At 64.4% G+C, this 12,967-nt stretch carries 11 protein-coding genes; 3 read left to right on the top strand and 8 right to left on the bottom strand.

Annotation, left to right across the window (positions count from 1 at the left end; all coding sequences use genetic code 11):
* Positions 1–27 precede the first annotated feature (27 nt).
* Genes G3574_RS02235 through G3574_RS02200 form a run of 8 tightly spaced genes read right to left on the bottom strand, consistent with a single transcriptional unit; the run spans position 28 to position 7,628 of the window.
* Entirely contained in the window at positions 28–975 is a 948-nt protein-coding gene (locus G3574_RS02235; RefSeq protein WP_163960372.1) for a polysaccharide deacetylase family protein, read from the bottom strand.
* Positions 976–982: 7 nt separating this feature from the next.
* The gene (locus G3574_RS02230; protein ID WP_163960371.1) at positions 983–2,038 is read right to left on the bottom strand and encodes a bifunctional UDP-4-keto-pentose/UDP-xylose synthase; all 1,056 of its coding nucleotides are present in this window, start codon (positions 2,036–2,038) and stop codon (positions 983–985) included.
* A 38-nt stretch (positions 2,039–2,076) separates the two neighbouring features.
* Positions 2,077–2,982: a formyltransferase gene (locus G3574_RS02225; protein WP_163960370.1), complete on the bottom strand. Its 906-nt coding sequence runs from the start codon at positions 2,980–2,982 to the stop codon at positions 2,077–2,079.
* Positions 2,983–2,985: 3 nt separating this feature from the next.
* A complete protein-coding gene (locus tag G3574_RS02220) occupies positions 2,986–3,975 on the bottom strand; it encodes a glycosyltransferase (protein ID WP_163960369.1) in 990 nt (329 codons plus the stop codon).
* A gap of 33 nt (positions 3,976–4,008) precedes the next feature.
* Entirely contained in the window at positions 4,009–5,133 is a 1,125-nt protein-coding gene (locus G3574_RS02215; protein ID WP_163960368.1) for a DegT/DnrJ/EryC1/StrS family aminotransferase, read from the bottom strand.
* A 49-nt stretch (positions 5,134–5,182) separates the two neighbouring features.
* Positions 5,183–5,554 (bottom strand): EamA family transporter, encoded by a 372-nt coding sequence (locus G3574_RS02210; protein WP_163960367.1) that lies wholly within the window; start codon positions 5,552–5,554, stop codon positions 5,183–5,185.
* Positions 5,551–7,239, bottom strand: a complete 1,689-nt coding sequence (locus G3574_RS02205; protein ID WP_163960366.1) for a glycosyltransferase family 39 protein — start codon at positions 7,237–7,239, stop codon at positions 5,551–5,553. Before G3574_RS02205 ends, G3574_RS02210 begins: the two co-directional genes overlap by 4 nt.
* Before the next feature lie 8 nt (positions 7,240–7,247).
* Positions 7,248–7,628 carry an Mth938-like domain-containing protein gene (locus G3574_RS02200; protein WP_163960365.1) on the bottom strand — a complete coding sequence of 127 codons (381 nt, stop codon included), beginning with the start codon at positions 7,626–7,628 and terminating at the stop codon, positions 7,248–7,250.
* Positions 7,629–7,816: 188 nt separating this feature from the next.
* On the opposite strand from G3574_RS02200, the gene G3574_RS02195 reads away from it, so the two are divergent.
* The 3 genes from G3574_RS02195 to G3574_RS02185 all read left to right on the top strand — a co-directional run bounded on the left by G3574_RS02195 (position 7,817) and on the right by G3574_RS02185 (position 12,929).
* The gene (locus tag G3574_RS02195) at positions 7,817–9,055 is read left to right on the top strand and encodes a pyridoxal phosphate-dependent aminotransferase (RefSeq protein ID WP_163960364.1); all 1,239 of its coding nucleotides are present in this window, start codon (positions 7,817–7,819) and stop codon (positions 9,053–9,055) included.
* Positions 9,056–9,133: 78 nt separating this feature from the next.
* Positions 9,134–10,456: a homoserine dehydrogenase gene (locus tag G3574_RS02190; protein ID WP_163960363.1), complete on the top strand. Its 1,323-nt coding sequence runs from the start codon at positions 9,134–9,136 to the stop codon at positions 10,454–10,456.
* A 256-nt stretch (positions 10,457–10,712) separates the two neighbouring features.
* Positions 10,713–12,929 carry a S8 family serine peptidase gene (locus tag G3574_RS02185; protein ID WP_163960362.1) on the top strand — a complete coding sequence of 739 codons (2,217 nt, stop codon included), beginning with the start codon at positions 10,713–10,715 and terminating at the stop codon, positions 12,927–12,929.
* Positions 12,930–12,967 lie beyond the last annotated feature (38 nt).

Below are 12,967 nucleotides of genomic sequence, written 5' to 3'. Positions count from 1 at the left end.
CGCCGAACGTTTTTATTTTTTACTGCGTCATGCGCGGCCGGGCCGGACGATGAGCTCGCCGGATCGACCGGGCAGGCTGCCCCAGCGGACTGGCAGGATAGGCAGGTCGCCATGCTTCACTTCCGCATGATAATCCGCCATCGAAGCAAAACGATAACCTTGTTGGCGCCAGCCGTCGAGCAGTTGTTCGAAGATGGGGGCGAGTTTCTGTCCTTCAAGTTCCGCATGCAGGGTAAATACATGGTCACGCTGCCGCTCGGTCAGCTTGAGGATGGTAGCGGCGATGTTTGACGCATCGATGACACGCCCATTTATGGTGCGGCCAAGCAGTTCATCCAGCGTGGGCAGGGTGGTCGGCAGCTGGATGCAGGACAGCGTCTTGCCCAGCGCCTGCAGGCGATACGGACCGGCGCCGGGGTCGGCCAGGCTGCCGTCGTCGTTGAGCAGGCAGCGGCCGTCCGACGCGTACTCCATGCCGAAGGCGTCGAGCCGGGCAAAGGCATGCTCGTTCATCTGCCAGCCCGCCGCGCCGTGGGTGCGCGGCGCGCTGCCGAAGATGGCCTGGAAGCGATCATGGGATTGCTGCATCTGGCGCGCCGTCCAGTCGGCGTCGCGCTGCCGGACGTTGTCTTGCCAGACGACATGGTCCCAGGTGTGGATGCCGCATTCGAAGCCGGCGCGCTGGGCCTGTCGCATCTCGTCGGCGCAGGTCTTGCCGATGTCGGGCGCCGGCAGCAGCACGCCATACATCAGGGTCTTGAGGCCGTAGTGCTCCACCACCGACGTGCGCGATACCTTCTGGAAGAACCCGGGGCGGAAGGCCCGGCGCAAGGCCCAGCCGGTGTGGTCGGGGCCGAGCGAATAGAGGAAGGTGGCGTTGGCCTGGTGCCGCTGCAGCAGGCGCACCAGGTTCAGTGCGCCTTCCCGGGTGCCGCGATAGGTATCGACGTCGATCTTGAGGGTGAGCAGCGGCATCGGCGCGTCAGTCCATCAGGGCGCGCGCCTCGGCCACCTGGCTGCGGTAGGCGTCGAAGATGTTGCGCAGCGTGTCCTGCATGGTCGTGGTGGGCTTCCAGTCGAGTTCGTCGCAGGTGTTGGTGATCTTGGGGACGCGGTTCTGCACGTCCTGGTAACCCTTGCCGTAGTAGGCGGCGGAGGTGGTTTCGACCAGCTGCACCTTCTTGGCCTGTTCGGCGTACTCCGGATATTCGGCGGCCAGCTTGAGCATCATGCCGGCGAGGTCGCGGATGGAGTAGTTGTTGGTCGGGTTGCCGATGTTGTAGATCTTGCCGCTGGCGATGCCGCCTTCGTTGGCGATGATGCGCATGAGGGCATCGATGCCGTCGTCGATGTAGGTGAAGGCGCGCTTCTGCTGGCCGCCGTCGACCAGCGAGATGTTTTCACCGCGGACGATGTGGCCGAAGAACTGGGTGACGACCCGCGAGCTGCCTTCCTTCGGCGTATGGATGTTGTCGAGGCCGGCGCCGATCCAGTTGAAGGGGCGGAACAGGGTGAAGTTCAGGTTGTCTTCCATGCCGTAGCCCCAGATCACGCGATCCATGAGCTGCTTGGCGCAGGAGTAGATCCAGCGCGGCTTGTTGATGGGGCCGCAGATCAGCTCGGATTCCTCGGGATCGAATTCTTCGTCATGGCACATGCCATAGACCTCGGACGTCGATGGGAAGACCAGGTGCTTGCCGTACTTGGCGGCGGAGCGCACGATGGGCAGGTTGGCCTCGAAATCGAGTTCGAACACGCGCAGCGGCTGCTTGACATAGGTGGACGGCGTGGCGATCGCCACCAGCGGGAGGATCACGTCGCATTTTTTGACGTGGTATTCCACCCATTCCTTGTTGATGGTGATGTCGCCCTCGAAGAAGTGCATGCGGCTCTTGTAGGCATCGTTCTCGAGCAGGTCGGTGATGCGGTCGGTCATCATGTCCATGCCGAACACGTGCCAGTCGGTGGTTTCGAGAATGCGCTTGGAAAGATGATGGCCGATGAAGCCGTTGACACCCAGGATGAGGACTTTTTTCATAGGAATTCTTTGGTTGGCTGCCGGGCGGCCGACGCGGTTCAGGCGGCCGTTGACAGGAATTGTTGTAACTCGCCCGGCGAGACGGCTTGGCCATCCGCCGACAGTGCGAGGATCCGCAGCGCGCGACCGTCGCCGCAGACGCCAAACATGCAATTATCCACCACAGCCAAGCCTTGCGGCAAATCCGGCGTTTTTTCGCGGGCAAGGCGGGCTTGCACGAGGGTGAAGGTCTTGCCGTTGGCGATGGTCCAGGCGCCGGGATAGGGCGGGGCGACGGCGCGGTGCAGGTTGTAGATGTCCTGCGCCGGTTTCGACCAGTCGATGCGGCCGTCTTCCGGCTTGCGGCCGCCGAAATAGCTGCCCTGCGACAAGTCGTTGGGCAGCCGGGGAATCTTGCCCGCGATCATGGCCGGCAACACCGTCCACAGGGCCTGCTCGGCCGCGACGGTGACCTTGCCGAACACCTCGAAGGCGGTATCGTCGGGCAAGATGGGTACGGCGGCCTGGGCGATGATGGCGCCGGCATCCGGTTTGGCCGCCATCTCGTGCAGCGTCGCGCCGGTCTCGGTTTCGCCGTGCAGCACCGCCCAGTTGACCGGCACCCGGCCGCGATAGCGCGGCAGGAGCGAGCCGTGCATGTTGTAGGCGCCCAGCGGCGCGATTGCCAGCACCTCGACCGGCAGCATGTGGCGGTAGTAGAAGCTGAAGATGATGTCTGGCTTGGCCGCGGCGACCCGGTCCTTCAGCGCCTGCGATGCCGGGTCGTCCGGCGTGATGAAGGGAATGCCCTGCTCGCGGCAGAGTTCCGCGACCGACTCGAACCAGATGGTTTCATTGGGGTTGTCTTCGTGCGTGACCACGAGTCCGACCTGCACACCGCGCGCAAGCAGGACCTTCAGGCAGCGGACGCCGACATTGTGATAGGCGAATACGACGGCGCGCATGACTCAGACCTCTTCCCTGGGCTTGGGCAGCGTCTGCACCACGTCCTGCACGGGGAGGCCGGGCTGCTGCTCGAGGATGGTCTGGATCACGAAGCGCGGACGGCCGCGCACCTGCTGGTAGATGCGGCCCACGTATTCGCCGACCAGGCCGATGCCGAACAGGATCACGCCCATCAGGAAGAAGGCGATGGCGAACAGGGTGAACACGCCCTCGACCTCGGCGCCGAACAGGAAGCGCCGTGCCAGCAGCACCACGAACAGCGCGGCCGACACGAAGGAAAGACCGATGCCCATCATGGAAAAGATCTGCAGCGGCATGAGGGAAAAGCCGGTCACCAGGTCGAAGTTGAGGCGGATCAGGCTGTAGAGCGAATACTTGGATTCGCCGGCGGCGCGTTCCTCGTGCTCGACCACGATCTCGGTCGGGCGCCGCGCGAAGGTGTAGGCGAGCGCGGGAATGAAGGTGTTGACCTCGCTGCACTGGTTGACCAGGTCGATGACGTTGCGGCCGTAGGCGCGCAGCATGTTGCCCTGGTCGGTCATCTTGATGCGGGTGATCTTTTCGCGCAGGCGGTTCATCGCCTTGGAGGCGATGGTGCGCCACGCGGAATCCTGGCGCTCGCGCCGGATCGAACCCACGTAGTCGTAGCCCTCGCGCATCTTGAGCAGCAGGTTGCCGATTTCCTCGGGCGGGTTCTGCAGGTCGGCGTCGAGGGTCACGACCACCTCGCCGCGCGTGGCCTTGAAGCCGGCGACGATCGCCATGTGCTGGCCGTAGTTGCCGTTGAAGAGCACCACGCGGGTGACGTCGGGCCGGGCGCGGAACTGGTCCGCGAGGATCAGCGGGGAACGGTCGCGGCTGCCGTCGTTGACGAACACGATTTCGTAGGGGACGCCGAGCTTGTCGAGCGCCGGATAAAGGCGGTCGAACAGCTTCTGCAGGCCGGCTTCCTCGTTGTAGACCGGGATGACGACGGAAAGGTCTGGTTTCATCAGTGCGGTGATCGTAAGCGGACCGGAAGTGGATTATTGTTGAAGCACGGATTTTACCGCGCCGACTGTCCTTTCGACATCGTTTTCGGTCAAGGCGAAGAACATTGGCAAGGTGACGATCTGACGCCCGACGCGCTCGGCGACGGGGAACATGCCTTCCTTGAATCCGCGTTCGCGGTACAGCGTGAACAGGTGGATGGGCGCGTAGTGATAGCCGCAGGCGATCTGGTGTTCCAGCATCTTCGCCATGAATTCGGCGCGGGTGATGCGTTCGGGCAGTACGATCTGGAACAGGTGCCAGTTCGTATTCTGGAAATCCCTGACCGGCAGCTGCGCGCCCGTCGTTTCCTCGAAGTCATCGCCGAAGCAGGCGAAGTAATGGCGGGCGAGGGCGCGCCGCCTCGCGGTGATGGCGTCGAGGTGAGGCAGCTGGCCGAGGCCGATGGCGGCGGCGATGTCGGTCATGTTGAACTTGCCGCCCAGCACGTCGACGTCGATGCCGTCGAGTCCGCTGCGCACCACGCCCTGCAGGCGGAATTTTTCCGCGAGCTTCGCCTCGTCCGCATCGTTGACCACGAGGCAGCCGCCTTCGGAGGTCGTGATGTTCTTGTTGGCCTGGAAGCTGAACGAGACGAAGTCGCCGAAGGAGCCGATCGGCTTGCCTTTCCACGACGACCCGAGCGCCTGCGCCGCGTCCTCGACCACGCGCAGGCCGTGCTTGCCGGCGATGGCGTAGAGGCGGTCCATGTCGACAGGCATGCCGGCGAGATACACAGGGATGATGGCGCGGGTGCGCGGCGTGATGGCGGCTTCCAGCTTGTCGAGGTCGATGTTGCGCGTTACCGGGTCGATGTCGGCGAAGACCGGTGTGGCGCCGACCTCGATGATGACGTTGGCCGTCGCCACCCAGGAGATGGGCGTGGTGATCACTTCGTCGCCCGGGCCGATGCCTGCGATGCGCAAGGCGATCTCCATGGTGCACGTGCCGGAGTTGTAGGTACGCACGATCCTGTTGCCGAGCAGCGCCGACAGGGCCGCTTCGAAGGCCTGTACCTTCGGGCCGCTGGTGATCCAGCCGGAGCGCAGCACCTCGCCGACGGCGGCGATGGTGGCTTCGTCGATGCTGGGGCGGGAAAAGGGCAGTGGGGATTGGCTCATGGACTTGGTTTCCGTTGTTCCGATGGGTGGGCGGATGGGTTGACGGGATTCAGCTTCTGGCTAGCAGGGCGACGCCCACGATGATGATGCCGATGGCGAGCAGGCGCTGGGCGGACACCGCTTCGCCCAGAAAATACCATGCCCCGACGGCATTCACGACGTAGCCGATCGACAGCATCGGGTAAGCGATGGTCACGTCGACGCGCGACAGGCCGATGATCCAGACCACCACCGAGATCACGTAGCAGCTCAGGCCGCCGATGATGGGAAGCTGGCTCGCCAGCTTGATGCCGGTGGCGAACCAGTTGTCCGCCGTCAGATGGATCGCGCCGACCGCGTTCGTGCCCGCCTTCAGCAGCAGTTGGGCTACGGCATTGAGAAAGATGCCGGTGAGGATGAAGCCGAAGGTGGTCAGGGTCATTGGCGGATGTCGTTGGTCACGATGACGCGGCGCGGATCGCGGGCGATCACGCGCATGGGCACGCCTTCCTGCTCGAGCTGGGCGAAGGCGTCGGGATTGATGATGGCCATGGCCAGCTTGTCTTCGGCCCGCAAGGCTTTCCAGCGCGCGACGAATGCGCTGCGCTCGGGAATCCAGAGCTGCGGCTCCTGGTCGACCCCGAACTGCATTTCATCCGCGAAGCCGACCAGGGTGAAGGTCCGGCGCAGGTAGAAGGGGATGGACTGCTCGTAGATCTGCACGGCGAACAGCGGCGTGTCGGGCCGCAGGTTCCTGGCCATGACCGGCACATGCTCGATGCCGGCCTTGTAGCGGCCGAGGGGCTCGTGGCCGAGTATCAGGGCCTGGCCGCTGGCGAAGCCGGAGACGGCCAGCGCCACCAGCGCCCAGTCCCGCTGCCGGCGGACGTGTCCCATCGCGACCACGGCGCCGATCAGGCCGATGGCGGCGGCGGCCATGACCCAGGGCGCATAGGCGGTGTAAAGCGGCTGCTCGTAGGCATTGCTCGCCAGGTGGGGAATGCGCCCCGCATAGGCCAGCCCGGCCGCGCCGGCGACCGCGAGCACGGCGGCCGTGAAAATCAGCGCGCGCGGCGATGCGCGTTCGAATTCCAGCGCGATCAGGATGGCCAGCGCCGGAAATATCGGCAGGATGTAGGAGGGCAGCTTCGAGCCGGAAATGCTGAAGAAGAAAAAGATGAAGGCGCTCCAGGTCAGCAGCATGATCCCTGGGCGAAAACGCGATGGCTCAGCCGTCGTGTTCCCGTTCACGCCGGCGGGACGCAATGCCCCGGCCAGGCTTTGCGGCAGCAAACCGAGCCAGGGAACGATGCCGAGCAGCAGGATGGGGAAGAAGTAATACCAGGGCCCCTCGCGATGATGGACCTTGCTGGTGAAGCGCTGGAAATGTTCGTGGATGAAGAAGAACTGAGGGAATTCCGGGTTGCGCATCGACACCAGGACGAACCACGGCGTGGTGATGGCGAAGAACACCAGCAGCCCGCTGACCAGGTGCAGCCGCTTCCAGATGCCCCAGTCGCGCGAGAACAGGGTGTACAGCACCAGCACCGCGCCGGGCAGCACGATGCCGATCAATCCCTTGGACAGGACGGCCAGCGCCATGCCCGCCCAGCAAGCCCACATCCAGCGCCGGCGCTCCCGCGGATCCGCCGCGTCGCGCTGCGCAAGCAGCAGGCTGCACAACGAAAGGGTCATCATGCCGGCCAGGCCCATGTCGAGCGTGTTGACATGGGAAAGCGCGGCCCACAGGAAGCTGGAGCCTAGCACCATGCCCGCATGGAAGCCGGTGCGGCGGCCGTACAGTCGGCCGGCGGTGTAGCCCGCCAGCACCACGCCGAGCAGGCCGGACAAGCCGGTCCAGAGGCGCGCCTGCCATTCGCCGAGGCCGAATGCGGCGAAGGTCAGTGCGTTCATCCAGGTTTGCAGCGGCGGCTTCTCGAAGTACTTGATGCCGTTGAGCCTCGGCGTGATCCAGTCGCCGGTGGCAAGCATCTCGCGCGCCATCTCGGCATAGCGGCCTTCGTCGGTCGGCACCAGCGTGCGCGCGCCAAGGGCATAGAACCAGACCAGGCAAAAGACGAGGAACAGTCCCCACATGAAGGACCGTGATGGTTGGGTTTCCTTCATCGGCTGGCTTATCCGGCAGGGTCGAAAATGAGCGCCAGCGCGACGCGCCGGCCTTCGCCCATCAGGATGTTGTAGGTGCGGCAGGCAGCCTGGCTATCCATGCATTCGATGCCGACGCGCTTGTCGGTCAGCGACGCGGTCAGGCGCGGATGGATGAAGCGCTGGCGGCGGCCGGTGCCCAGGATCACGACGTCCGGGTTGCGGGCGGCGATCTGCGCGATGTCGTCCGAGGTCAGGTCGTCGAAGGAGGTCACCGCCCAGGGCTCGGGCGCGCTTTCCGGCAGGACGATCAGGCTATGGGCATGACGCACGGCATTGATCTCGACGCCCGTGTCGTCGTAGCCCGTGACAGTCTGGTAATGCTGGGTCTGGGTCGAATGTAGCTTCATGCGCGTATAGACTCGTTATTGGCGATACATTTCCGGCAACGAGAACAAAAAGATGCGGCATTGTAGCGGTTTCCATCGTAAAAGGCGGCAACACGCATTGATAAAACGGGTTGCTTTCGGCAAAATGGTCGTTTTGGCGGTGCAGCATTGCATCCCATGTCCGTTTTTCTACCGAAGGGATTGCTCGAGTGCGACCGATTCAGAAATCGAAAAAGCTGGCAGACGTTTGCTACGACATCCGTGGTCCCGTGCTTGAAAAAGCCAAGCAGATGGAGGACGAGGGCCACAAGATCATCAAGCTCAACATCGGCAACCTCGCCGTGTTCGGCTTCGACGCCCCGGACGAGATCGTGCACGACATGATCATCAACATGTCCAACGCCTCGGGCTACACCGACTCGAAGGGCATGTTCGCGCCGCGCAAGGCCATCATGCATTACACGCAGGAAAAGAAGATCGCCGGCGTGAACATCGACGACATCTACATCGGCAACGGCGCGTCCGAGCTGATCGTGATGGGCATGAACGCGCTGCTCAACACCGGCGACGAAGTGCTGGTGCCCGCGCCGGACTACCCCCTGTGGACGGCCGCGGTCAGCCTGTCCGGCGGCAAGCCGGTGCACTACATCTGCGACGAGCAGGCCGACTGGTTCCCCGACATCGAGGACATCAAGAAGAAGATCACTCCGAACACCAAGGCGATCGTGGTGATCAACCCCAACAACCCGACCGGCGCGCTCTACCCGGTAGAGTTGCTGCAGGAAATCATCGAACTGGCGCGCCAGCACCAGCTCATCGTGTTCGCCGACGAGATCTACGACAAGACCTTGTACGACGGCAACGTCCACACCTCGATCGCCTCCCTGGCGGACGATGTCCTGTGCATCACGCTCAACGGCCTGTCCAAGAACTACCGTTCCTGCGGCTACCGCGCCGGATGGATGGTCGTTTCCGGCGAGAAAAAGCATGCGAAGGACTACATCGAGGGCCTGAACATGCTGGCCTCGATGCGCCTGTGCGCGAATGCGCCGGGGCAATATGCCATCCAGACCGCGCTCGGCGGCTACCAGAGCATCAATGACCTCGTCGGCGCCGGCGGACGCCTGCTGCGCCAGCGCGACCTCGCGCACAAGCTGCTGACCGAGATTCCGGGCGTCACCTGCGTCAAGCCGAAATCGGCGCTCTACATGTTCCCGCGCCTCGACCCGAAGCTCTACCCCATCGCCGACGACCAGCAGTTCGCCTACGAGCTGCTGGCGGAGGAAAAGGTGCTCATCGTGCAGGGCACCGGATTCAACTGGATCGCCCCGGATCATTTCCGCGTCGTGTTCCTTCCCAACACCGACGACCTGACCGAGTCCATGGGCCGCATCGCCCGCTTCCTCGACAGCTATCGCCGCCGTCACGGCACGCACCACGCCGCCTGATTCCTCTCCCGCGTCGCCGCTCCCCCGGCGCCGCGGACATCGCGGCAACCCGAACATCAACACCACTCCCAAACGCATATGAAACCCATCAAAGTTGGCCTCCTTGGCATCGGCACCGTCGGCTCCGGCACCTTCAACGTCCTGAAACGCAACCAGGCGGAAATCAAGGGGCGGGCCGGACGCGCGATCGAGATCGCGATGGTGGCCGACCTCAACGTGGCGCGCGCCAAGGAACTGACCAACGGCGAATGCGAAGTCGTCAGCGACGGCAACCTCGTGGTGACCAATCCCGACATCGACATCGTCATCGAACTCATCGGCGGCTATGGCGTGGCGAAGGATCTCGTCATGAAGGCCATCGCCAACGGCAAGCACGTCGTCACCGCCAACAAGGCGCTCCTTGCCACCCACGGCACCGAGATCTTCAAGGCCGCGCAGGAGAAGGGCGTGATGGTCGCCTTCGAAGCCGCGGTCGCCGGCGGCATTCCCATCATCAAGGCCTTGCGCGAAGGCCTGACCGCCAACCGCATCGAATGGGTCGCCGGCATCATCAACGGCACCACCAACTTCATCCTTTCCGAGATGCGCGACAAGGGCCTGGACTTCGACGTGGTGCTCAAGGAAGCCCAGCGCCTGGGCTACGCCGAGGCCGACCCGACCTTCGACATCGAAGGCGTCGACGCCGCGCACAAGGCCACCATCATGTCGGCCATCGCCTTCGGCATCCCGGTGCAGTTCGACAAGGCGCACGTGGAAGGCATCACCAAGCTGCAGGCCACCGACATCCGCTACGCCGAACAGCTCGGCTACCGCATCAAGCTGCTGGGCATCACCAAGCGCACCAAGGTCAATGGCCGCGACGGCATCGAGCTGCGCGTGCATCCGACTCTGATTCCCGCCAAGCGCCTGATCGCCAACGTCGAAGGCGCCATGAATGCGGTGCTGGTGCAGGGCGATGCCGTCGGCGCCACGCTGTACTACGGCAAGGGCGCCGGCTCGGAGCCGACCGCCTCCGCCGTGATCGCCGACCTCGTCGACATCACCCGCCTTGCCACCGCCGATCCAGGCAACCGCGTTCCCCACCTGGCTTTCCAGCCGGAGTCGATGTCCGACACGCCGGTGCTGCCGATGTCCGAAATCACCACCAGTTACTACCTGCGCATGCAGGTTGCCGACCAGCCCGGCGTTCTGGCCGACATCACGCGCATCCTGGCCGATTCGACCATCTCCATCGATGCCATGCTGCAGAAGGAACCGGCCGAAGGCGAGACCAAGGCGGACATCATCATCCTGACCCACCAGACGCAGGAAAAGAACATTGTCACCGCGATCCAGAAGATCGAGTCGCTCGACACCGTCGTCGGTCACGTCTCCAAGATCCGGCTCGAACAATTGAGCTGAATATTCCCTATCGTTTCCATCGGGAATGACAACGGCAGCTGCGGCTGCCGTTTTTTTCGTCCATGTTGCAGAGCAAACTTGCGGTTTCGCAATCGCCCTTCATTTAGGCAAATGATGGTGGGGCGGCAATCCTAGAATTTCCTGTCGATCGGCCAAGCCAGCCCGCCAGCCGCGGGTCCGGCTTGCGCCGGTCGGCATGCGAGGAAGACAAATCGATACCAGCCCTGCATTCCATCCATTCAATGAGGGAAACAACATGGAGTACACCACCAACCGCCAGGCGGGAGCCACAAGCCTCCGCCTGATTTCGGTCATGCTGGCAGCCGCCGGACTGATCGGCATGTCGATGCCGGCCGCCGCCGCGAACATCAGCGACGCCACCGCACAGCGCGAGGGACAGGACCGCAGCGCGGTCATCGTCGAGCTCAATGGCGATGCCCTGGCGAACTACGTCAGGACGAAGCCGGCCCGCGGCAAGAAGATCGACTTCAACAACCAGAACGTCAAGTCCTACCGCGCCCAGCTCGCGGCGGCCCGCAACGATTTCAAGCAATGGCTGCGCGCGAACGTGCCGAACGCGAAGGTGACAGGCGAGTTCGACATTTCCCTCAATGCGGTCGCGGTGCAGCTCAACGGCGCGACGCTGGAGCAGGTGGCCGCGGCGCCGATGGCGGCCCGGACGCGCTACCAGAACGTGTTCTACCCCCTCGCGGCCGACCCCGACCTCGCCGTCATCCGCGCGACCGATGCCTGGGCCCAGTCCGGCGGCCCGGCGACTGCCGGCGCGGGCGTCAGGGTAGCCATCATCGACAGCGGCATCGACTTGACCCATCCCTGCTTCAGCGACGCCGGCTATGCCGCCCAGTCGCAGATCGGCGACCGCCGCTTCACCAACAACAAGGTGATCGCCGCGAAGGTCTTCAACAACCGCGCAGGCAGCAATGCCTACACGCCGCAAGCCATCGATTCCCATGGTACCCACGTGTCCGGCACCGTCGCCTGCAACTTCGAGACCCCGGTGACGGTGGATGGCGTGGCCATTCCCTACAAGATGTCCGGCGTGGCGCCGCGCGCCTTGCTCGGCAACTACAACGTCTTTCCCGGCCATGTCGCCAACGCCCGCTCGGAAGACATCTTCAATGCCATGGAAGCGGCTTACCAGGATGGCTTCGATGTTATCAACATGAGCCTCGGTGGCGGTTACCACGGCAACCTCGACCTCGAGATGCAGGCGGTCAACAACCTCGACCAGGCCAACATGGTGGTGGCGATCGCGGCCGGCAATTCCGGTCCGGGATACGGCACCGTCGAGTCGCCCGGCGCGGCGGAACGCGCGCTGACGGCGGGCGCCTCCTCGGTGGGGCACAAGATCGTCACGCTGGTCACCGTCGGCGGCCAGACCTTCCAGTCGGTCAAGGGAGAATTCGGTTCGGTTCCTCCCGGCGGCCTGACAGCGCCGCTCAACGTGGTGACCGATGCCAGCAGCCCATACGGCGGCCTGAGCACCTTGTGCGCGCCGGTGGGCGCCAACAGCCTGAGCGGCAGCATCGCCCTGATTTCGCGCGGCGTCTGCGATTTCACGGTGAAAATCCGCAATGCGCAGGCGGCCGGGGCGGTGGGCGCCCTCGTGGTCAACCGCGAGGCGGGCGATCCCTCGGTGATGGGCACCAACGACGATGCCAGCCAGCCGACCATTCCCGCCTACATGGTGGGCCTTTCGGACCGCGCCGCCCTGATGGCCAGGAACGGCAGCCCGGCGACGATCTCCGCCACCGGCACCTACGTCTTTTCAGCCGACGGAAACGACGTGCTTGCCGGCTTCAGCAGCTGGGGCCCGACGGCGGTGTCCTACCGTGCCAAGCCTGACGTGATGGCGCCCGGTGCCAACGTGCTGAGTTCCGTCCCGGCCAGTTCTTGCGCAGCGCCGCCTTGCTTCGCCTTCTTCAACGGCACCTCGATGGCGACGCCGCACCTTGCAGGCTCGGCTGCGGTCCTGGTCGGGCAGCATCCCGACTGGAGTTCGTCGGACGTGCGCTCGGCTGTCGTGAATACGGCGGTGCGCGGCGTCGTCAAGACCGCCACCGGCGGCATGGTGAACGACGTCAACGTGGTCGGCGCCGGACGCGAGGACCTCTCCCGCGCCACGCAGGCCGCGGTGACCCTCGACCCGGTCAGCGTCAGCTTCGGCCCGGTGCCCTCAGGCAGCGGACAGGCGCGCAGCATTGACGTGAACCTGCGCAACGTGAGCAACGCCTTCCGTACCCTGAATCTTTCCACCTCGGGCGGCGATGCGAGCGTGAAGTTCAGCGTCGACCAGAGCAGCGTCACGCTCGCGCCCGGGGCATCGGCGACGGTGCGGGTCAGCATGGACGCGGTGCAGGGCGCGGCGCCAGGCAACCACCAGGGCTTCCTGGAGGTGAACGCCGGCGGCGCGGAAGTTGCCCACGCGGTCTTGTTCAGCCTGATCAAGTAAGCGGCCTCAAACCGATGGCTGACGCCCGCCGCGCCCGG

This window comes from Noviherbaspirillum galbum (assembly GCF_010974945.1).
Taxonomy (GTDB): Bacteria; Pseudomonadota; Gammaproteobacteria; order Burkholderiales; family Burkholderiaceae_D; genus Noviherbaspirillum; species Noviherbaspirillum galbum.
This window is presented reverse-complemented; position numbering and strand designations above follow the sequence as displayed.